This is a genomic window from Nocardia sp. NPDC058518, from assembly GCF_042719655.1.
Taxonomy (GTDB): domain Bacteria; phylum Actinomycetota; class Actinomycetes; order Mycobacteriales; family Mycobacteriaceae; genus Nocardia.
Genome location: NZ_JBHXNJ010000011.1, coordinates 91,447 through 114,478 on the forward strand (window position 1 = coordinate 91,447; position 23,032 = coordinate 114,478).

The 23,032-nt window shown below is 68.9% G+C and carries 9 protein-coding genes; all 9 read right to left on the reverse strand.

All coding sequences use genetic code 11. The features are described from left to right. Positions 1–76: 76 nt before the first annotated feature. The 9 genes from ACFWPX_RS20195 to ACFWPX_RS20235 all read right to left on the reverse strand — a co-directional run bounded on the left by ACFWPX_RS20195 (position 77) and on the right by ACFWPX_RS20235 (position 22,849). A complete protein-coding gene (locus ACFWPX_RS20195; RefSeq protein ID WP_378919087.1) occupies positions 77–472 on the reverse strand; it encodes a hypothetical protein in 396 nt (131 codons plus the stop codon). After that, the gene (locus ACFWPX_RS20200; protein ID WP_378928685.1) at positions 469–1,167 is read right to left on the reverse strand and encodes a toxin-antitoxin system YwqK family antitoxin; all 699 of its coding nucleotides are present in this window, start codon (positions 1,165–1,167) and stop codon (positions 469–471) included. Before ACFWPX_RS20200 ends, ACFWPX_RS20195 begins: the two co-directional genes overlap by 4 nt. After that, positions 1,160–2,362: a hypothetical protein gene (locus ACFWPX_RS20205; protein ID WP_378928687.1), complete on the reverse strand. Its 1,203-nt coding sequence runs from the start codon at positions 2,360–2,362 to the stop codon at positions 1,160–1,162. Before ACFWPX_RS20205 ends, ACFWPX_RS20200 begins: the two co-directional genes overlap by 8 nt. Positions 2,363–2,365: 3 nt before the next feature. Further along, the gene (locus ACFWPX_RS20210; RefSeq protein ID WP_378919092.1) at positions 2,366–2,713 is read right to left on the reverse strand and encodes a toxin-antitoxin system YwqK family antitoxin; all 348 of its coding nucleotides are present in this window, start codon (positions 2,711–2,713) and stop codon (positions 2,366–2,368) included. Between the two features lie 29 nt (positions 2,714–2,742). Next, the gene (locus tag ACFWPX_RS20215; RefSeq protein ID WP_378928688.1) at positions 2,743–19,173 is read right to left on the reverse strand and encodes a hypothetical protein; all 16,431 of its coding nucleotides are present in this window, start codon (positions 19,171–19,173) and stop codon (positions 2,743–2,745) included. An 11-nt stretch (positions 19,174–19,184) separates the two neighbouring features. Further along, entirely contained in the window at positions 19,185–19,649 is a 465-nt protein-coding gene (locus ACFWPX_RS20220) for a YbaB/EbfC family nucleoid-associated protein (protein WP_378919096.1), read from the reverse strand. Positions 19,650–19,665: 16 nt separating this feature from the next. Next, positions 19,666–19,989 (reverse strand): hypothetical protein, encoded by a 324-nt coding sequence (locus ACFWPX_RS20225; protein WP_378928689.1) that lies wholly within the window; start codon positions 19,987–19,989, stop codon positions 19,666–19,668. A 113-nt stretch (positions 19,990–20,102) separates the two neighbouring features. Next, the gene (locus ACFWPX_RS20230; protein WP_378919100.1) at positions 20,103–20,900 is read right to left on the reverse strand and encodes an ESX secretion-associated protein EspG; all 798 of its coding nucleotides are present in this window, start codon (positions 20,898–20,900) and stop codon (positions 20,103–20,105) included. After that, positions 20,897–22,849, reverse strand: a complete 1,953-nt coding sequence (locus ACFWPX_RS20235) for a cell division protein ZapB (protein ID WP_378928690.1) — start codon at positions 22,847–22,849, stop codon at positions 20,897–20,899. The genes ACFWPX_RS20230 and ACFWPX_RS20235 overlap by 4 nt, the downstream gene beginning before the upstream one ends. Between the last annotated feature and the right edge of the window lie 183 nt (positions 22,850–23,032).

Sequence of the window (23,032 nt, forward strand, 5' to 3'; positions counted from 1 at the left end):
CGATTCTACTGGCGTGTCAGCGAATTCCATATGTACACAAACAAACTCGTTCGTTTACCGTTGGTCAACCCATGGCTCACCACCAAGCACGAACCGCCGCGCTCAGTTCCGGACTGCGCTCGATCGGCGTCGGCTCGTAGCCGGCCGCCCGCACGAATTCGACGAACTCGACCGGCAGCGCCAACGGTTCGCGGATCAGGTAGCGCAGCGAATCGGTGCGCCAGATCCAGGTGCCGTCGGTGTGCAGCGACGGGGCGCCCTCGATGTAGGCGCCCGGTTCGAACAGGTCGGGCAGCGATTCCATCACGTCCAGACCGCGCGCGGATTTGCGCATGTAGTCGAGGATTTCGGGGCGATCGGGTTCCAGGGCGCTGGTCAGGGCGTCGTAGATCGATGGCAGTTCGTCCCGCTCGCCCGCGTAGAGCTCCCGGAACATCGCGACCGGCGCGAGTTGCACGTCATTGCCTTTCATCGGATGAGTTTGCCCGCGTCGGAATACTCCAGCGGCTCGCTCGGGGTGCCGTCGGGGAGCCAGTTCTGCCAGGTGCCGACCGGATGTCCAGCACTGAACATGCCCGCGCTCTTGGGGGTGCCGTCGGTGTACCAAGTACGGCCGTGGCCCTCGGGACGACCGTCGAGGTAGGTGTTCACGCGCACGATCGGGGCCTCGTCATCGTCCGGGACGGATCGGGTGATCGCCTGACCTGAGTACGGAACACCCTCCACGACAACTGCATTCGTGAACTGATCGACCTCCACATCGGGCCCGTTGAGGTCGATGGCATCCGGGTCGATGCCCTTGGCCGTGCGGTCGTTGACGTGTTCGACCAGCATGCCCGTCTCGTCCCAGCGCTTGTGTGAACGCTGCTCACCGGCGAAGGTGTAGTCGTCTTCGACCGCGGGGCTGCCGTCGGGGAACCACTCCCGCCACGTTCCGATGTGGCGATTGCGGAAGTAGGCACCGCTATAGCGCTCGCCTCCACCGGGATACCAGCCTTGCCAGGTGCCCGAGCGGTCACCGTCCTTGTAGGAGTGCATCGCCGAGATGTCGCCGTCGGCGGCTCGCTCCACGACGATGCCGCTCAGTGGAAGGCCCTGGTAGGTCGCCCGGCCGGTCTGCGGGTCGATGACCAACTGTGGATCGTCGCTGGGAACGCGCTCAAGCATCGGCCGCCACCTCGGCTCGGCGCTCGGTGGTCAGTCCGGCCACGGTGAGTTGGAACCAGGCACCGTCGACATCGAAACCGGTGCCGGGGAACACCGCCGACAACAGTTCGTGGGTCATCGACGACTGCTCGGCGGCCCGGACCAGCGCCGGGATCGCGGCGAGCTGGGCGGCCGAGGCGGCGTCGCCGAGGCGGCTCGCGATGACGTCGACGACGGTCTGAGCGGACCACACGCCGGGCACGGCACCAGCGAGGTCGTCGGCGCGCGGTGAGTCACCGCGATGCCAGTGGCCGCCCTCCCACCAGTAGCAGAAGGTGAGCAGGCCGTTGGCGGCGCGGCGGTTCAGCACCACATCGGCGACCCAGCTCGGGGCACCGCGGTACAGCTGCGGGAAGGTGCCGACCCCGTTGTAGGCGGCGTCGAGTTCCGGTGCGTCCCAGACGCCGCCGGAGAGCACAGCACGGTCACCGGGCAGCTTGCACAGTGTCGCGCCGCCGCGGCTCGTGCCCTCGAATACCAGGAACGCCGGGGCGGCGCGCGGGCCCAAGTCCGACTCGACGGCCACGAACGCGGCGGCGATCAGCGCCCACCGGCTCGTCATCTCCGGCAACGCGGGGAATTCCACATCGGGCGCCGACCTCGTCGCTACCGTGCCTGCCGCCGCGTCCGCACGGGCCTGCTCCGCCGCGAGCCGCGGGGTTCGCACCTGTCTGTCGCCATGGTTCAGGTAGGCCGCCAGCCACACCGGAAGGCGCTCACGCGGGTAGATCTCCATGTCGGTGCGGTAGACCGTCGGAGGGAAGAGCTGGTCGTCCGGGAACGGCTCGTCGCCGTAGTCGTAGTCGACGTCCATCCGGCCCTCGCTGGTCATCGAGAGCAGATATCGCCACCACGGTCCGTCACCGAAAGAGGCTGACAGATGGCGATGTTCGCGCAACATCGCCAGGATCTCGTCGGTCGGGAACACCCGCGCGATCCGATCCTCGCCGTCACCGAACACGACGAGCGTGATCTCGGCGGCCGCCGTCATCGCGAACGACGCCTCGACCTCGACCCACCCGGGCGGCCCGAGCCGCGCCACCTCCCGCGCGATCCGATGACTCAACGCCGTCGTCCGCTCGGCCGTATCGCCCTGCGGCGCCGCCGCGGTCGACATCGTCGCCGCCAGCGTGAAACTCACATCAGGATCGGTCACGGATCACCCTCCCTCGATCTCGTTGCCGTCTTCGTCCCAGCTGCGCACGTCGTCCAGATCGCCGGTGCTGTCGAACTGCTTCTCGACGGCCAGCTGACCATTGTGATGCCAGCGGCGCCAGGTGCCGACCGGGCGACCGTGCTCGGTCCGGCCCTCCGCCATCGGTACGCCGTCGGCCCACCATTCCCGGTCCTGGCCGTGCGGGATGCCGTCGACGTAGAACGTCTGTGAGAGCAACTGCTCGCCGACCGTCGTGACCACCTCACCGGTGAACGGCTCGCCGCGGTACTCGAGCCGCAGGTCGGCACCGGTGCTGATCTCGGCCTGATCGATGTCGCTGTCGATTCTCAACGTCTGTTCGTTCCCATCCATTCGCCGCGTCACCGGAAGATCGTCGCCCTTCGGTTCGGATCGGCCGCCACGTCACGGACCAGCAGTCCCAGGTCCAGCTCCTGGGGAAGCGAGCGGTAGACCAGTTCGCACTGGATCTGCCCGGCCATGGTGACCGCGAATCGGGTGAGTCGCTGGGCTGAGCGTTCCCAGACGATGTCGACCGGGCCGTCCAGGTGGAACGACTGCAGACCGGCTCGCAGCACCAATCCGTCCCTGCCACGGTAGAACACGACGGGCGTTTCCCCGAGGTCGGCGTAGACGCCCGCCGCGGAGGTGGCGTCCGGTGGTGCGGGGTGCAGTCCGCCGGAATGTGGGTCGAACTGGGCAGGGACGCCGTACCCGGCGAACGGGCGGACGATGACGGCATCGGTGGGTTCGGAGTTGCCCTGGTCCGGGCGATAGCGGTTCGCATTGCCCGAACGTCCGCCGCCGTTTCCGCCGGGGGCGCCACCCATCGGCCCGCCCATCGGTCCCATCGGGGCGCCGGGCGGGTACATGCCGGCGTTGGGATCGGTCGGGGTCGGGGTCGGCCATGGGCCGTTCGCACCGGGGTACGGGTGGGTGCCTGGCTGGTAGGCACCGTTCGGGAAGCCGGGAGCGGAGTTCGCGCCGGGACCGTGCGTGCCGCTCGGTGGCAGCGAGCCCGGCGTGCCCGATCCTGGGCCCCCTGGACCGGAGGGGTTCGGGTACGACGGGCTTGCCGACGGGTCGGCGGGGTTCGGGTACGTCGGTGTCCCCGGCGGGTACGACGGGTTCGGGTACGACGGTGCGGACGGGGTCGGTGTCGGGTAGGTCGGCACCGACGGGGTGGGGTAGGTCGGCGTCGGATACGTCGGTGCCGGTGGGTACGACGGCATGGGTGGGTATGTCGGCTGCGGTGGGTACGACGGCATCGGCGGATGACTCGGCTGTGGCGGATGACTCGGCATCGGCGGATGCGTCGGCTGTGGCGGATGCGTCGGCATCGGCGGATGACTCGGCTGTCCCGGATGTCCTGGCTGCGGCGGATGACTCGGCTGACCCGGCTGCTGGGGATGCGTCGGCTGCGGAGGACGGTGCGGATCCGCGGGCTCGGAACCGTCCACATTCATCGTCGGCCATTTGATCGGATCGAACAGCGGCACCACGAGGTCGACTTCGTACTCGTGGGGCGGGTGTGGAATATGCGACCGCATCCGGTGCCCCGGCAACTGTGGATAGCGCGGCTCGTCCGGAATCACCCTCGCCCGATCGGGATCGTCACCGTCACGGTCACGATCGCCGTTCTCGTCGCCACCCGAACCGTCACCGGGATCATCGCCGCCCCGGTCATCGCCACCGCGATCATCGGTGGTGGAGCCGTTTGCGTCGTCGGTCCGGTGAGTCCGCTCACCCGCGTCGGGACGCCCATCACGGTCGTCGCCCGAATCCAGCGAGAACGCGACGTCGACGGAGGGCGCGTCGGGATCGGCCGTCGTCTCGCCACTGTCCCCGACCTCGGGGGGCGGGACCTGCTCCGGAACCGACTCGGCCGTCGAGCTGTTCACCGGGTCGGAGGACTCGGAGTCCTGTTCCTGTCGAACAGGATCGGACGAGGTCACGGGGACCGGGACCGATTCGCTGCGCGCGACCGGCGGTGGCGTCTCCGCTGTGTTCACCGGCCGTTCGGCGGGGTGATCGTTCTCGGAGGGCGTTCGGTCGGCGGGCTGATCGGTATCCGGCTGGTAGACGTCGACCAGGTTCTCCGGCGTCTGTGGGTAACCGCTGTAGCGGCCGCTGTGGCAGCCGACATCGCCCATCGTGTGGTGGCAGTTGGCGCAGAACGGTGTCGGGACCGGGTCCTTGCCATCGAACGGCTTGTAGGTCTGGGCGTACATCTCGCGCAACGCGTCGGCGCCTGCGGGCAGCAGCGGTTCGCCGTTCGCCTGACGGCGCTCGTTCTCCCGGTCGCGGGCATGCAACGCCTCGTTGAGCGCCTTCACTTCCGCGTGGCCCCATGGGTTGTCGAAATGCGGGTGTGGTCGGGTGCCTGCCGGGGAGCCCTCGGGCGATGCCTCCGGTCGACCGTTGCGGTCCAGCGCGGGATAGCCACCGTCGGCGAGTGCGCGGCCTTCGGCTTCCATCGCCTCGACGCGTTCGCGCAGGGCGGGATGGCGGCGGCTCTTCGGCACGACATCGTCGCGGCGACCGTTCGTCCCCTCGTACACCGTTCCGGTCCGGCGGTCCACCACCGCTGCCGTCACCTTGCCGTGCGACTTGTCGGAGACGTGTGTGCCGTTCTTCTGCGCCGCGAGTACCCGTTTGGTGGCCTGCTTCTGGGACTCGCCTTCCCGCGGCGCGAACGACTTGGCCGCGTCACGGAATCGGCCCGCTCGGTCCCGCGCGACGGCGTCGGTGTGTTCCTGGACGGGCTTGCCGTCGACCTCGGTGATCAGCCCGTCGGCGTCCCGGACGACACCGCCGGGGTGCTCGGTCAGGTCGGCGATCGTCTTGGTTGCGCTGGTCGTCGGCGCGGTCTTGTGGTCATGCGACGGACGACGCGGTTCCTCGGGCTCCGGCGTGAGCGCGGTCGTCGGGTCCGCGGGCGGGTTCGACGGCGGCCCGGCCGGAGCCGGCCGCTGACCCTGCTCGTCGTCCGGTCGCGAGTTCTTCTCCGCCACCGCGCTTTCCGTGCGGGGTTGTGCGACCGCCGGGCTGTCGGGCCTGACGGTCTCGGCCGGGTGGGCAGCCGCCGGGCGAGTCGGGGTCGCCGCAGCGCGTTCGGCGTGGTCCACGCGAGCCGACGTGTCGCCGCGCGGTTCGGCGCCGGGACTTTCCTCGGCACCGTCGATCCGAGTCGAGTCGACATCGCCGACCGCGAGCGGGTCGACCGGTGTCGGATCGGGCGTCTCGGTATGGACGTTGTCCGGGTCGGCGGGCGCGACCAGGTCATCGAGGCTCGCCAACGGCCGGTCGAGTTGGGTGGCGATCTCGTCCAGCGTGCGCAGGGTCGGGTCCGGGTTGTCGACCGGGGGCCACACCTGCCGATCGACCGGTTCGGTCGACCGCGACGGGGTGTGGTCGTTGTCCCGCGACTCGGGGTCCGGCTCAGGAGTGAGCGCGGTCGGCGGCGAGGAGGGCGGCTTCGACGGCGGCCCCGCGGGGGCGAGCTGCTGGCCGTCCGCGTCCGGATCATCAGGATCGGCATCGGGTTGTGTCGGGTCAGGCATCGGCAGACCATCAGGCCGCGTCGCATCCGGCGACGGACCACCATCGGGGGCGTTCGGGCCAGGAAGTGGAAGTCCTTCCGGCCGCGTCGGATTCGAGGGTGACGGGAGGCCGGGAGCGGACGGCGCCGACATTTCCGGGGTCGGCGCGTGTGGTTCGTCGAGCAGGGCGCGCAGGGCCGCGATGTCGGCCGCGCGGGCGCGGATCTCATCGCGGATCTGGGCGTGGGTCTCGGCGAGCTGGTCGGTGGTGAGGCGTTCGTGCTTGTCGATGCGGCCGTCGCGGAAGGATTCGTAGGCCTTGGCGAACTGGGCCGGGTCGGCGTCGGTCAGGTCCAGGCCGAGCAGGCGGGCGTAGTCGCGGCTGGGGCCGGGGAGCGCGTCCGGGTCGGTGGGCAGCGGGCGGGTGTCGGACAGGTCGGTTGCCCCGACTTCGCGCAGGAAGTCGAGGGCGTCGCGCTGGTGGACGGGTGGATCGTCGCTGACGGCGCGCGGGTCGGTCGCCGGGTCGTAGATCAGGCCGTCGGTATAGGGGTCGATGGCGCCGAGCGCACGGACGAAATCGGTGAGCGGGGTGGTCAGGTCGGTGCGGGTGACCCGGTTCATCCGGTTGACGATCGCGTCGTGCAGCGCGTCGGCGTTGGTAGGCAGCGCGCCACGCGGCAGGCCGAGGTGCGGTGCGAGCGCGTCCCTGGCGGCGGTCACCGCGTCCGCGTCGATTCCGCTCAGCAGCTTCACGTACGCGAGCAGGTCCTTGACCTGCTGACGACGCAGCGCCGTACCGGTGCCGGGATCGCCGATGGTGTCGGCGACGACCTCCGGGGTGAGCGCGCCCGCCTCGACCAGTGCGCGCAACGCCAGCGCGTTGCGTGCGGTGTGCAGATCGTTGAAGGTGTCGATGGTGTCGGTCGACAGCGCGAAGTCGAGCAGCCCTTCGACCTGGCGAGCCCGCACGTGGTTGGCGCGTTCGAGGTCGCTGATCAGCGTGCGGAGGTCGTCGGCGGGCATTCCGACCGGATTGTCGATGCCCAGCCGCTGCGCCACCGCGTCGATATCGGCGAGGATCTCCACCGCTGAACGCGGATCTCCCACAGGGGTGTTCGGCTGTTCGGCGACCGCGAGGCCGGTGGCCGGTTCCGGGGTGGTCGGCGGCAGCTCGACCAGCTGCCACGGTTCGATCCCGCGACGCAGCAGGGTGGCGTCGACGGTCCGGCCGTCGACCTCGGTCCTGACATGCCGCACGTCGGGTGCGTCGAGTTCGACGATCTGCACCCGACCCGCCGGATCGACGCTGACGGCCCTGATGTCGATCTCGACCTCGCCCCGGTTCACCCGGTCGATGAAATCGGCGTCGGCGTCGGCCAGCGCTCGGGCCAGTGCCTGCTCGGGCCCCATACCGGTGTCGATGATCGCGATCCGGCCGTTCTCGGTGTCCACGATCACCCGGTCGCCGAAATCGGAATCGGTGAACTCTGCTGCGCGCCGGGTGAATTCGTCGAGAACGCCACCATTGCGTGTCAATTGCTCACGCATCGAGTTCAAGACGGCGTCGACATCGGCGACCAGCGCGTCGAGGTCGGCCCCGGACAGGTGCGCCCAGGTCGACCGCTCATCGCGCAAACCCGAACGGCGTACAGCGTTTTCGAGGTACTTGCGCAGGCCCTGGTCGCGGCCCGGCTGTTCCTCGGCTTCCAGCGAATCCCAGGCGCTGACCCATTCACCGCCGTTGTTCACGCCGCGCCAGTTCAGGATGCTGGTGTCACCGCCGTTGGCGTCGACCACTTCCTTGAGGAACGAACCGAGCGGGTCCTGTCCGGAATAGCTGCTCGGCAGGAACGGGATTCGCGCGTGCTCCTCGTTGAAGCCGCGCGCGGAGACGTCCAGCCCGCGGATCACACCGTCGCGCCGCAGCAGCCGGTACTCGCCTTCGGCGACGGCATCGCGCAGCCCCGCGTCGGTGAAATCGGTGAGCCGGATGCCGAGTTCGCCTGCCAGCGCCTCCAGCGCCGCGGCGTCGATGAGCCGCTGCCGGACCGCGTCGACAACCTCTTGCGCCCACGGCGGCAACTGCTCGGCGGGCTCGACCGAGGTCTCGTCGGCGGCCGGAAGTTGTTCGCGCTGTGTCGTTTCCGACCCATCGGTGAGCTCGGGCGTGTCGCTGTCGATGAGGTGGTCGAGCCCGGCCGCCCGCAGTTCCTGTTCGATCTGACGACGCAGCTCGGGGTCGGCGTCGGTGATCCACGGCCGGTACTCGGTGCCGTCGAGATTGCGCACCGGCAGGAATTCGCCCGCCTGGTCGGCGATGCGCGAGGACAGGTGCCGCAGGATCGGCACCAGTTCCCGGTTCTTCCAGAACTTGTCGCCCTCGATGATCCAGCGCGCCGGATTGAACTTGACGCCGAGCAGCTCGTATTCGTCGCCGATCGGACCGCCCGGGGTGGGGTCCTTCGTCGTGGTCAGCGGGAGCCCTGCCTGGTTACCCAGCAGCGAGAGGCCCGCGCTGTCCACACTGGATCCCGACGGGTACTTCGGGTTCAGCCCCTGGTACCCGACGTTGATCTTGTCCCACAGGCGCCGCAGCCAGGACTTGGGCTTCTCGGGCGCCTTCACCACCGTCGGTGCCGGTGTCGGTTCGGGCGCGGGCCGTTCGACCAGCTCGACATGCCAGGAATCGGGGCCGTCGTCGACCAGCCGGACCAGGATCCGCTCGCCGTCGACCTCGATCGAGAGGTGCCGCTCGTCGAGTTCGACGGCGTTGAGGTGGGTGAGATGCGCGAGGTCGGCGGCGTCGCGAGCGACACCGGCGCGCAATCGCGTCACGTCGTCGGCGGCCCTGGTCAGGCCCGGATCGGGAGCGAGTCCGAGCCTGGCCGCCCAGCGACGAGCACTCGCCTCCAGCTGCGCGCGCTCACGCGGGTCGGTGGCTTCGTGGAAGCGCCGCGCCGTCTCGGCGAAGGCCTCGATCGTGCCCGCGCGCAGGATATTGCGGTAGCGGTTGGCGTCGACCGCGGCCGTGTCGGCCGGGTCGATGCCGAAGCGGGCGGCGAGGCGTTCGGCGGCCTGCTGGGCGGGTTCGACGCGCGGTGTCGACGGGTGCTGGCCGGGTCCGTCGGTGGGCGGCAGCACACCGGCCGGACGCATCGGGCGTTCGGCGGGGTCGGGCTCGGATTCGGGGGTGAGCTCGTTGCGGGTGCCGTCGTCCAGGCCCGCGTCGCGCAGTTCTTCGGCGATCCGGGCGCGCACCTCGGGGTCGCCCTCGAACTGCCACTGGTCGCGGCCGTCCTGTAGTTCGTCGAGGTCGAGCGCGTCGTAGTCGTCGGGGTAGCGCATCGGCTGCCCGAGTTCGGCGTCGGGATCGAGGGCACTGTCGAGGAACCCGCGCGCTCGCGCCAGATCGGCCAGCTCGGCCAAGGCACCGAGCGGATCGGCGAGCCCGGTGAGCAGGTCACCCAGCCCGAGGGCCTCGGCGAGCCTGCGTACATGCTCGCGTGCGACATCGTTGAGTGGTGTGACATCGGTGGTCGCCGAGGGCGGCAGATCACCGAGCTCACGCAGGAATTTCGCCACGTCATCGAGCGCCGGGGTACCGACCTCACGAGGATCGGCGGTGTCGTCGGGAGTGGGTGGCACGTCGGTCTCGGGGGTCTCCCGCACTGCCAGCTCCGCCGGTTCGGGCGGGAGCGGGAACAGGTCGGCCGCGGTCCGGCGGGACGGTTGCTCGGCTTCGGGCGTGAGCGTGAGTATTTCGCCCGCGGGCGGCTTTCCGGGTGGCCCACTGGGTCGAGCCGGTTGCGGACCCTGTTCTTCCGGGCCGTCGTCATCGCGGTTGCCGTCGTCGGATCGCGACGCTTCCGCCTTCGCCGAGTCGAGCAGCGCCTGCGCGCGCTCGATAGCCGCCGCGTCGGGATCGTCGCCGTTCTGCGGACTTTCCTCGATCGCGGAAACCGGTTCGCCCTCGGGTCGACCGTTCGGTTCCTCGGGGTCGGGCATCGGCGCGGCAGGGTGGTCAGCCGGTGGCTTCTGCGGCGGGCCACCAGGATTCGCGGGCTGCGGGCCTGGTTCTTCCGGGCCGTCGTCGTCGCGAGTGCTGTCGTTGCCGCTGTCATCCCCGTCATCGGATCGCGACGAATCCTGCGGAACTCCAGCATGTTCCGATGCACGCTGCATCAATTCCGAGAAACGATCGGCGATTTCGGAGTACGCGGCATCGAACTCCCGCTGCGCACGCAGGTAGGTCTCCTGTGCGGCGAGGTCTTCGCCGCGCGCCGTCAGATGGTCGATCAGCTCAGCGTTCGCGGCATCGGCCTCGGCCTTACGCCGGGCGAAAGACTCCTCGGAGAGGGCATCCTGACGCCGAAACGCCTCGTCGATCGCGGACAACGGGTCGACCGGATCGGCGGGACCGACGAGCTCATCGAGCGTGGCCATCGGCCGGTCGAGGTCGGCGGCGGTCTCGTCGAGGGCACGCATGGTCTCGTCCAGGCGCGCGTCGGCCCTGGCGTCCAGTTCGCTGCCACGCTCGGTGATGTCGGGCCTGGTGTCGTCCGCCCCTTGCGGCAGCGGGTCACGTACCGTCGCTTGCCCGTTGCTCGGGAGATCGGTTCGTGTCTCGGCCGCACCCGGTAGCGGATTGTCCTCGCGGGTCGCCGCACCCGGTAGCGGAATATCCTCGCGGGTCGCTGCGGCCGGCAGCGGAATATCCTCGCGGGTCGCGCCGGCCGGCAGCGGAATATCCTCGCGCGTCGCTGCGGCCGGGTCGGGTTCCGGGGTGGAGCGGTCGTAGGCGTCGGCCAGTGCGCGCAGTTCGGTGATCTGTTGGGCGCGGGTGCGGACCTCGTCGCGCAGGCGATCGAGCTCGGCCGCGAAATCCTCCGGATTCGGGCCCTCGTGCTTTTCGATCTTGCCGTCGCGGTATGCCTCGTAGACGTCGTTGAACCGCGTGGCCTTGGCCTGCAGGTCCGCGCGCAGGCGATCGACCTCGGCGGCCAACTCCTCCGGCGACAGACCCGCGTACCTACCGGCGTCACCGCCGAGGGAGGCCTCGTAGGCGTCGAGGTAGTCCTGGAGTACCTGCGCGACCTGCTGCGAGCCCGCCTCGGAGACGTCGACCCCGATCAGGCGGGCCCAATCCTGATTCGGTTGCGGGCGCGGGCTGTTCGGGTCGACGGGCTGGTCGGCGTCGGACGCGCGGGACGCGTGCTCGGCGACCAGGCGCCCGAAGTCGAGCACATCGCCGCCGGGCAATGCGGCCCGCACCGCGGCGCGCATGGTGTCCATGCCGTCGATGTCATAGACATCCGGTTCGCCGGTGGTCCGTGGATCGTTCCGGTGATCACCCTTCGGCACGTCGGAGTAGCGGTCGATGGCCAGCAGCGCCTCGACGTAGTCGGCGAGGGCCTGGCGCACCTGGTCGCCCTGCCCCTGGCGCTGCATCCGCATGATCCGCTTGCGCAGCTTGTGCGGGTCGATGCCGGTCTCGGCCGGACCGTAGCCGACGAGCTTCTTCGTCGCGGGATCCGTCTTGTACTCCCGCGGCCGCATCGATTCCGTGTCACGGACACCGAGCGCCTCGAGCAGCCGGTTCTGCGCGGCATGCACCGCGTCGGCGTCGATCTCGCGCAACTGCCGCGAGTACCCCTGGTTGTCGGCGGGCTCGTGGCGCGGACCGTCGAGCAGATCCTCGAACTGCTGGTCGCGCGTCGGGTTCCGAACCCACCGCTTGACGAGTGCCTCGGCGACGCGTCGCGGGGTGAAGTCGGCCTCGGACAGCCGGAGTCGCGCCGCGAGCTGGCCGCGCGCGTCGCTGACCGCGTTGAACGTCTCGATCTCGCGCATCTGGCGGGTGTAGTCGGCCAGCGCTTCGATCTGTCCAGCCCGCACCGCGTTGTCGATGGCGAGGCTGTCGAGGGCGGGGCCGAGCGCGGCCGGGTGCATCTGGGCGGGCCGAAGGTCGAGTTCGCCTGCCAGCCTGTCGATCTCGGCGCGCATCTCCTGGCGGGTCAGCGGCGGCGGTGCGGGATCGGCCTGGACCGGATGCCACTGCCCGTCCCCGTCGCGAACCATGGTCACCTTGACCTCGGCGCCCGCGATCGTGCTGTCGATGTGATGGACCTGCGGCGTCGGCACCGGATCCAGGTGCACATTGCCGTCGGCGTCGCTGCGGGTCTCCCGGAAGTCGAGGGTCAGCTCACCGTCCCGAAGTCGCTGCGCCACATCGGGATTGGCATCGAGAACGCGAGCCAGCGCCTGTGCCCGGTCGAGCGGGCCGTCGGTGACCACCAGCCGGTCCGGTTGACCATCTGGCCCCGGCAAGCGGGCGACCTGATCGTTGTAGGCGTGACTGATGGGTTCGTCGGTGTCGGCGCGCAGCACCGGCTCGGCGGCGGCGATGAAAGCCGCCAGATCCTGGGCTCGCTGCTGCGCCGCCGCACGCAGGTCTCCGATGGTGCGGTCGAGGTCGGCGCCGCCGAGCTGGGTGAGATCAGCACCGAGCATCGTTGCCCAACTGGACAATTCGTCGCGCAGCTGGTCGCGCCGCAAAGCGTTCTCGAAGTAGGCCGGGGTGCCCTGGTCGCGTCCGAGCTCGATGGCGTCGGCGATGTTGCCCCATTCGGGCAGTTGGTCGGCGCCGTTGGCGATCCCGTCGTAGTCGCGCAGGACCGTGCGGCCCTCGAACGCGACGACCAGGTCGCGCAGGAACCGGCCCATCGGGTTCTTGTCGTCGAAGGACACCTCGTCGGCGAACGGGACAGCGCGCGGCGAGGAGGTATCACCGAACAGCGTCGGCCGTGGTTCGTCGGGGCCGAACAGGCCGTCGTACTCGTCGAGTTCGGTGCTGCGCGGGTCGATTCCGTCGGGCACGGTGTCGAGCGCGTTGGTGCCCGGCTCGTCGAGGCTCTGGTCCGGCCGCAGGTAGGGCCTGCTCTGCTCCTCGTCGGCACGCGCGGCGGCAGCGGCGAGCCCCGCGATCTCGGACACCTCGCGCAGCACCCGATGGGTCTGCTCGGTGATCGCGCGCCGCAGCGCCTCCGGGCTCTCGTCGTCGAGCCGGAAGCCGAGCCGATCGGCCATGTCGGTCAGGCTCTCGCCCTCCGGCGGCGGACCGTCGAGTTCGGGCCGTGCCGGGTCGTACGGTGGTGCTTCCTCGAGCGCGCGGGCCTCGTCGAAGTCGACGAGATTGTTGAACTCGAGACTGTCGATGAGCTCCTGACGCAGCTCCGCGTCGGCGACGCCGAACAGCTCTTCCAGAATCGCGCGTGCCTCGTCACGGTCGAGACGTTGCGCCCGCATGTCGCTGATCACCTGATCGCGCACCGCGAGCGGGTCCGCCTCGGTGATCCACGGCCGATACTCGGAACCGTCCGGATTCATGACCGGGTGGTACTCACCCGCCACGTCCTGCATGCGACCCATGAACCGGCCGACCAGTGGCAGATCCTCCCGGTTCTGCCAAACCGTCGCGCCTTCCTTACCGATGCGCGCGACATTCAGCGCCGGATCACCCGCGCCCTCCGGCGGCGGCCGCAACTCCGGGCCGTCCGGCGGCGGACTGACCGGCTGCGGCTGCTGCTGCGGCGGATCGAACAGCACCGGTGCGTCCGTGACGCCGTCGCGCAGCGCGGTCTGCCCGAGGCCATCGATCCCCGACCCCGACGGATACTTCAGGTTCAGCCCTTGGTAGCCGTCGTTGAGCATGTCGACCAACTGCCGCAATCGGCCCCGCTTCGGGGCCTGCTCATCCGAGTCCGCCGGTGTCTGTGGCAGATCCGCGGCCTCGGCGACCACCCAGCGACCGTCCTCGAGCCGCACATGCAGCGAGACGATCTCCCCGTCGTCACCGACCCGGACCCGAACCTCGCGCTGCTCACCCCCGTGGCTGGGCTGATCCGGCTCGTCCTCGCCCATCCACTGGGGCGAATCGTCTAGGCCTGATGATTGCCGGCTTTGATCCAGGTCCCGTCCTTGCGGTGCTGGGTTATCGCTTTCCCCGCGACCTTGATCGCCATCCGGTCCATCCGCTCGTCCGCCACTTTCACGTGGTAGTCCGGCAGCTGAATTGTCAGGGAGCGGTCCAGGTTCTCCGCTCCCCCGAACTGGTAGGTCGCCTCCGTCGGGGTCTCCGACGCTAGTCGGAACCTCAGGAACATCGCCAAATTCCGACCTCCAATTGTTCAGGTTCTCGCCGGATCGCGGCACCGGGTGCAGCGACTCCCAGTTGAAGCTCTCGTTGGCGAACTCGTGAGCCTGCCGATAGGAGGCTCCGGGGTTGTCGCGATAGTAGTTGGACTCGGCCACCTCGTGCTCGAGCAGAACGATGTCGTCGGGCCGCGCGGTGCCGAGCGCCATCCGCATCCATGCCTCGGCGATATCGGCATCGGCGTCGTAGCGCCGGTTCACCAAACCGATCGCATTGCCGTCATCGTCGTACGCGGTGAGCGGGTGCTCCTCGATGAACAGATGCCGCTTGACCTGCTCGATCTCGGCCCGCGTGAAACCTGTTGACCCATCGCCCCGCTCGACGTCGGCCAGTGCCCGCACCATGGCGTCGATATCGCCGTCGGTGGCCCGGAAGAGGTCGTAGGCTTCGGCGGCCCACGCGCTCTGTAGATCGTCGTCGAACATCTGTGCCGGTCGACGCGCTCCGCCCGATTCATGGAACGGTCCCGCCTCGGAATCGTGCGTCGCCGAATGCAACGCGTCGCCGTCCGGGTCGAGCCGAGACTGTTCCGGTGTCCGTTCCGAGAGTGCGAGTTCACGCAGCTGCGCGGTCACCTGCTCGGGGGTGCGGTCGCCGACGGCGGCTTCGTACACCCGACCGGAGACCGGGTCGACGACGATGGCGATGTGTGAACCATTCCGGCCGAAGGTGGCGTTCACCGCGTCCAGAGCCGCTTGCGCCGCGTCGACTTCCCGTTGCGCGTTGTCGAGCTTGTTCTGGTGCCCGTCGCGGCTGGATTCGGTGCCCTTGGTCGGCTTGGCCCGATGAGCCTCGTCCGCGTCGTCGAACTTCCGCTGTGCCGCTTCCAGCGCAGGCAGCTTCTTCGCGAGGTTGTCGGTGGCGGCCTTGACCAGGTCGCGCTTGACCTCCTCGTGCTCGGCCGCACGGTTCCTGGCGAGGTCGCGGGTGAAGTCGTCGGGCGAGCGGCCGTTGATCTCGGTGATCACGCCGTCGGTGACGCGTGTGGCCGCCGGTGTCAGCTGACCGATCCGGTGCGGGTCCTGGCTCGGGGTCGCGGCGCTGCCGTTGGTGTCGGGCACCACGTGCGCCATATTCGAGTCCGGCGGGAACGGCGAGACCACATGGCGCCGGGTATCACCATCGGCGACGGCGCCCGTCGGGTGGGCACCATCATGTCCGCGCAGATGGCCCGCGGTACTTTCGGTGCCCGCGACCGTGCGGCTGCAGTTCGCGCAACACGGTGACGGTGTCGGACCGGTGGACTCTCTGTTGCCCGGGGTGCCCTCCGGGTAGTACGGGGTGTTGAGGATCGAGTCCAAGCCATCACGACCGGTCGGATACAGCTCGCGACCGGCGCGCTCGTTGTCGGCGGCCCGATCCTGCAGCGCCATGTTCGTCCCACGGACCTCGGCGTGTTCGATCGGGCTGCCGTAGTGCGGGTAGGCGAGCCGATCGTGATCGCCCTGCGGTGCCGCGAACAGCTCGTCCGGATCGGCACCGGTCCGGCGAATGTTGTCGACGATCGCCGGCTGCAGGTCGGACACCGGGATTCGATTCTCGAATCCGTTGGCTCCTTCGTAGACCCGGCCGGTCAAGCGGTCGATGGTGATCGAGGTGACGGTGCCTCTGGTCTTCGGGTTGTGCGCGGTGCCGTCCGCCAGCGCCGCGGCGAGCAGATCACGCCGCGCCGCCTCGGCATTCGCGGCGTCATGGAACCGGTCGAAAGCAGCCTCCTGCGCCCGGTTCGCGGCATCGCTGCGTGTGACAGCTCGCTCGTGTGCCTCGGTAGCCGTGTCGATCCGCGATTGGTCGCCGCCGGCCAGCGCCTCATCGAGGTTGCTCGCCGCCTTCCGCAGTGTGCCGTCCGCGTTGCTCACCGCCTTGTCGGCGCTCTTCAACGCCTTCTCGGCCGTCTCCCTGACCTTCGCCGCGGCGGCGACCTCTTTGCTGAGCTCGGTGTAGCGAGCGCCCTGCTCGGCGAACTGCAACGCGCGCTCGTTCGTGAGCCGATCGCTGTACTCGTCGATGGGGATACCGTCGACAGACGTGATCGCGGGTGGATCACCCTCGACCTGCACACGCGGATCGTCCAACGACAGCTCACCGAGCCGCTGGACCATGTCGCCGTCACCGTTCAGCTGGGGCGGCACCCCATCGGTCCCCGGGCTCGGCTGCAAGTAACTACTGGGCGGCGGGCCGTCGTCGCCCATCCACATCGAGTTCGGATCGGATCGATCACCTGCCGAGACCAGGTCCCCTAGTCCGTGCCGCCACTCGGTGTCCGGCGAGAAGTCGTTGTCCGGGCGCAGGGCCGGGATGGCGTCGCGGCTGTCGCCGGGGTTGACGCGCATGTCCGCGGCGGGCTCGAAGGTCTGCCACTTCGTTGTCGGGTTCTTGAAGATGGCAGGTGAGCCGGGGACGGGTTCGGTGCCGACCACGCCGTCGGGGGCGCGAACGGTGACGCCGAGGCGGTCGGAGACGTACTGGGCCCAGCCCGCGGAATTGCCGCTGTGGCAGGACATCAGGCGGATCGGCGTGCCGGGCTGGTAGTCCGGGTTGTTGAGGATCGCCTGGACGATCTGCTCGGGGTGGGTCGGGATTCGGTTGCCCGGTATCGGGCTGCCGTCCGCGCTGCCGTGCAGGATCACATCGTGTTCGCCCTCGTTGAGGAGGTTCTCGCGCACGTTGTGGGTGGCCGGGTCGTCACCGATCGAGGTGCTGTGCGGACGATGGACCACGCCTTCGCCGTTGGGCAGGAAGTCGTCGTAGACCGGGAGGTTGCCCTCGCTGTCGCGCCACTGATCGCGGGTGTCCTCGGGGCGATCGCGTTTACCGAGGTCGTCGGACTGGTCACGCTGGTCGTCGGACCCGCGGTCGTCGCCGGTATCGCGGTTGCGGTTCTGGCCCGCGGGCTCGGCGCGACGACCCGACGGGGCATCGGGGGTCGCGATGGGGACGACGGGCGGCACGGCCTCGGCGTCGACGTCGGCGCGGTTCCGATCCGAAACCGGCTCGGCCGCTTCGGATCTCACATCCTGCGTCGCGGTGGTGTCGGTCGTCACGGCCCTCGGCGCCTCGGTCGCGGCGTGCTCGGCGCGGACGCCGCTGTGTTCGTTCGACCTGGTGGTGTCGGCGATACCGGCTACCTCGGCGCGCGAGGCGACCGACGGACGGGCCGTCGAGCCGTCGCCCGCGACGGTCGTGCGCGCGTCGGGGGCACCGGCGCGCGGCTGGGCGGCGTCGACCCCGGCGCGGATCTCGGGTCCGGCGGCGCGCGCGGGTGCGGCGTTGGGCTGACGCGTGTCGCTGGGCGAGTTGGTCGGCTGCGACCGGTCGGCCGGTGAATTCGACTGTTGCGGGGTGGTATTGGCCTGCTGACCGGTCGCCGGGGACTGCCCCTGCTGACCGGGCGTATTGGTCTGCTGCGCCGGCGACTGGCCCGGCGCGTTCGTATTCTGCGGCGCGTTCGTGGTCTGCGGCGCACCCTGCTGGGCCGCGACCGGCGCCACATTGGTATCGCGAGTCGACGTCGAATCCGACGACGTGGTGTCCATCCTGCTGCCGTGCTCGCCCGACGTGGCCGCGCTGCTCGCTCCCTCGGACACTTCCGCCCGGCTCTGCGGTGCCGAATCCGACTGCGACGCACCAGTATCGGTCGACCGGTCGGCCTGCCCCCCACCGTCGGCCCGAGCGCCACCCTCCGAGCGGCCACCGGCGTCGGTCTGCCCTTCGGCCCGACCCTCCTGACGGGTACCGCCGCCACCGCCCTGACCGGTGTTGTCCTCGGATTGCTGTGCGCGCCCGTCGTTTTCGCCTCGGGCGGGCGTGTTGTCACCCTCGGCTTCGCCGGTGTTGTCGGTGGACCCGGCGGGACGCATCGACTGATCGCCGGTGCCACCCTCACCGGTGTTGAGCGTGCCGTCGTCGGACCGGTTGTCACCGCGGTTCTGCGCGCCCGACCCGTCGTCGGGCCGGTTGGCGCTGCCGTCACCCTCGCCGTCACCGTCGCCGGTGCCGCCGTCACGCCCGAAACCACCGAGATTCGCGTCCGGACCGAACAATCCGGCCAGACGCGGCTCGAAGGCGGGCCGGTTGAACAGCCCCGGATTCATCTTGTTCCAGGCCGCGTTCGCCGCGGCGCTGTTGGCGCCCGACATCGCACCGTTGGTCACACCGGCCGACCACTGCAGCGGGTCGGTCAACGCGTTGCCGAGATTGTTGAGCGCCTGATCGAGGCCGCCGTCGGCCACATCCCACGCGAACTGGCCGCCCATGCCGCCGATCGTGCCCATGATGCCCGCGCCGACGCCGGTGATGGCGCCCTTGAGCATCGGCTTCATCTCCGCGCCGAGCCGGTTACCCAGCCAACCGCCGAACGGTCCGGCCGCGGCGCCACCGGCCGCCGAGCTGACCATCGTGGAACCGACCTGCTTCCAGTCGATCTCCTTACGGTGCCCCTTGTCGACCTGGTACTGCTGGATCATCAGTTCCTGCATGGTGCCGAGCACCGTGTCGATCAGGACGTGCCTGGCCATGAAGGAGACGATCTTTGTCGCGGCGAACCGCGCGACATTGCGAATGATCCAGGCGGCGGCCCGTTCGCCGATCAGCCGCACCACCACGCGGGTGATGCTGATGGCCAGAGCCTCGATGGCGGGCGCGGTCGGCGGAAAAATCCACGCCGCGATGATTTCCGCCGCCAGCAGCGCCAGCGACGAGTAGAACATCAGCTTCGTGTACTCGATCTCGGTACCGGTCGAGTTCACGGTCTCGCCGACCTGATCGAAGAATTCGGCCAGCTTCTCCAGCGATTGATCACCGGTCCGCATGCTGTCGAAGGCGGTGATCATGTCGTCGACGCCGTCGCCGACCGGATATGCCTTCAGCGCAGCGGCTTTGGCCGCGTCGATATCGTCGAGGATCTCGCGCAGGCCGTCGGCGGCGGTGGCCCAGTCACCGGCCATGGCCCACATGTCGTCTTCATTGCCGTGGGGCCATTCCATGCCGACGATGTATTTGAGCCATTCCAGCCCAGACGGAAGCTCGAGCGCCATGCGAAGTTACGTCACCAGCTCGAATCCGTCGCAGCACTGCCACGTTCACGCCGCGTCGGATCTTCTCGGTTGTCCCGGCGCTGCTCGGGCGGTGCCATCGACGCCTCGACGGTGCCCGGAATCCGGAAGTCCGGCATCCCTTCGACGAGGTCGGAGATCTTCGGCATACGGGCGCGCTGCTCCTGGAACGGTGTCATCAGCTCGGCCACCTTGCGCGCGACCTCGCCGCTGGCCTGCTGGGCCGCCTCGGTGACCGCCTTCGCGATCTCGGCGTACCCGAGGTCTTCGATATCGGCGCCGAACTTCGTCTCGATGATCTTGTTGTCGGCATTCACGGTGACCGTGACGCGCCGACGAACCGTTGCGCTGGCGGTGATTTCGGCGCGCGCCTGCTGAATGCGCGCCACCGCGCGCATCTGCTCTTGCACACCGTCGATGATGTCGGCGAGATCGGCCTTGGCCTGTTCATTGCTCATGACTACGCCCGCCCGCTCAGCTGAAACCGTCGCGGTTGCCGTGCTCCATCTTGTCGATCTTCTCCGCGGCGTCGGTCTGGCCCTCGGAGAACTTGCCCATCCCGTCGGCCATCGCCTTCGCGTTGATCGTGGTGCTGGACTTCATCTTCAGGTAACCGTCGTCGCCACCGGGCCCGTTGGCGAAGTTGGAGCCGAGGGTGTCGTCACCCCAGCAGCCGTCGCGGCCGTCGATCGCGGACTTCAGTGTCGACAACACCGCTTCGATCTTGTCGTGCACCGCATCCGACTTCTGCGCGGCAGCACGGAAGAGGTCGGCATCGAACTCGAGTTTCGGGGCCATCGCGTCCTCATCCTTCCAACCCGGGTGCGCCGAGCACACCACATCTCGTTCGCCTACGCAACAGACTGCCTGCCGCAAGCGAATCCTTCGTTACAGCAACATGAATCGTGTGTTCACGCGCTGGCTTCCCAGTGCGCCTCGACCCGTTCCATCATCCTGGTGACGGACCGATCGATCTTGTCGGCCAACAGTCGCCGGGTCGCCGGTTCGGCCTCCGGTTCATCGGACGGAAGTTCGATCGCGTACCGTCCGTCACCCGGTAGGTCGCGCCAGAGGATGATGTCACGCTCCATGCCGCGGGAACCGAACATGGACTGGTTCTGCAGGACCTCGATGACCCCGGTCCGTTCGGCCTCGATCTCGAAGAAAGCCGCACTGCGAGTGGCGATCCCGGTGTCGGCCTCCTCGAAGATCATCGAGGGTCGCGCCTCCAGATGATCGTTGCCGGTCGATTGTCCGCCGACGAGCGGGATGATCCCCGACTTGCCCGCCGCCAGGTCCGGTATGCGCGCGGCGATCGCCTCGGCCAATCCGTGCGGACCGCATTCGGCCACGATGTACCCGGAGCTGTGCCAGGAGGTGATACCCGGCTTCTGGTACACCAGGTAGCCGTGCGCGCCCGATCGGGCGGCCCGCGCCTTGATCATGTAGTTCGGGTCTTCCGACGCGCGGTCGTGCCACCCGCGCAATCGCACATAGACCTGGGGCTTGGCCAGCACATCGATGGCGGTTTGCAATTCGCCGTCGATCATCTCGCTCACCCGCAGCCACGCATCGTGCTTCATGTGCTCGAATACGTTCGAGTCCTGGACCTCGGTCACGAAGGTGAGCGGGCGCGGCATACTCGCACGGACCAGGCGCTGCCACAGCACGTGGAATTCGACGTCGGTGAATTCCCACCGTCCGGTCATGAGCGGCTCTCCACACCGACGCCCTTGACATCACCGGAAGCCTCGGCGAATTCCGGGATCTCGGGTGCGACGACCTCCGCGCCGGCGGCCACGATCGGCGCGACGATGTCGCCGAGTGACCCCAGATTGCTGAAGTCCGGCAGCGCGGCGCGGGGGAAGGCCGCCGCGCCGACCGACGCCGTCGCGGGCTCGCCCGTTGCCAACCCGGCGGCGGGGGCCGCGATCGGCGTCACGTCGTCCACCGTCAGCCCGACCGAGCGCGCGGCCGTCACCAGTTCGGGGTGCTCGGCCATCAGCGTGGCGAATTCGGGTGAGTCCGAGATCGCCGCCCGCAGGTCGGGGAACTGGCCGAGCGCCTGCGTCAATTGACTCAGATCCGGGGTGGCGCCGCTCAGGTCGATGCTGGACAGCGCCTCGATGACGCTCGGCAGTGCCTGGGTGACCGAGGAGACGATGCCGGTGATCGCGGAGATCATCGACGACATATCCGGGCTGCCACCGGAACCGCTCGTAGAACCGGAGCTACCGGAACCGGTGCCCCCGGAACCAGCGCCGCCGGAACCCTTGCTGCCGGAACCGCCGGAGCCCGAACTACCGGCGCCGCCCGCACCGGTACTGCCGCCGCCACCCGTCTGACCGGCACCGCCTTGACCAGCACCGGACTTGTTCTGATTGATCTGTTCCTGGAACTGCCGCTGCTGTTCGGTGAGCTGCTCGCGCTGCTTCTGCAGCTCCGACTTCTGGTTGGCCAGCTCCTCACGCTGGGCCTTCAGGGCATCGTCGTTGCCGCCGCCCTGATTGCCGCCACCCTGACTACCACCGCCCTTGCTGCCGCCACCCTGATTGCCGCCACCCTGGTTACCGCCGCCGTTGCCCGTACCGTCGTCGCGCTTGCGCGGGTCTTCCTCTTCCTTCTTCTTCTCCGGCGGCGGCGGGCCGAGCGCGCCCTTTGGCACCGTCGGCTCAGCGGCCACCGGGTACATCTTCTGCACTTCGTCGAAGCCGTCGTAATAGTGCTTCTTGTACAGATCCTGCACTTCGCCGACGTCGTCACAGGTTTCGCCGTCCGCGGGCACCGGCATGGACGCGGCGGTCGCGTGCAGGAAGTCGACGGTGTACTGCAGCGCCCCGTGCATCATCAGGAAGCCCTGTCGCAGCGAACCGAGCGATGCGACGAACCCTTGCACCGCGGTGAAGGCGGCGTCACCGCCCTTGCTTTCCCAATTCGACGTGGTGATTGCGCGAATGGCTGTCTGGAACTTCGTGCCCACCGCTTCTACCTGGTCGGCCAGCACTTTCCAGGTCGGCACCTCGGCCGATACCTGTCCCCATTGAATTCGCCTGCCGAGGTTCTGTAGGTCTTTCCAGCTCATGCTCGACGGTTCGCGGGCGTGAGCTTTGAAGACGTCCTCGGGCTCCGCCTTGGCGGGCAGCGTCGGCTTCTTGGCGACGTCGATATCGTCGTCGTGCACCGTGTAGTTGCCGCCGGGGGTCTGATAATGCGGCGGCAGATACGCGGGCGCCTTACCGATGACGTCTTTCAGGTTCGCCGCGCCCGGCGAGGTCGATACGCCGCTGAGCTCGTTCTTCTTGTTCTTCAGCGCCTCGAGGTCGCCGGCCGACAGTTTGTCGTTGCCGGTGTACACCGCGCCTGCGGCCTTGAACATGTCGCCCATGTCGTGCAGCGCGTCGATGAACCGGCCGACCGAGTCCGACGCCTGCCGGGTCTCCTCGATGAACCTGTCCTTCAACGGTTTCGCGTGGACGTCGTCGCCACCGATCGCGTCGACGGAATAGTTGTTGAGCGCGCCGGGCGCGAGCAGGGCCTGGCACCCCTTCAGTACGGCGATGACATCGCGGCAGGCGTTGGCTGCTTGGAGCGCGGCGCCGGTCTCGATTCTGATGCTCGCCTTACCCGCCGCCCCATCAAACGGAGTCTTCTCACCCACGCCTAGCTCCTCGGTGCACGCCAACGCCAACGCGGCCCATCTCGCTCGGACCGGAACCTTCGAAGCTTAGCCACCGCAATGGAATATGCCCAGCCCCAACCTTTTCCGGCCACCACGAATTTTCACATCTGTCATCTTCGGCCACAGCTGTTCGACGGCACCGCGCACCGACTCCGGCGCCCG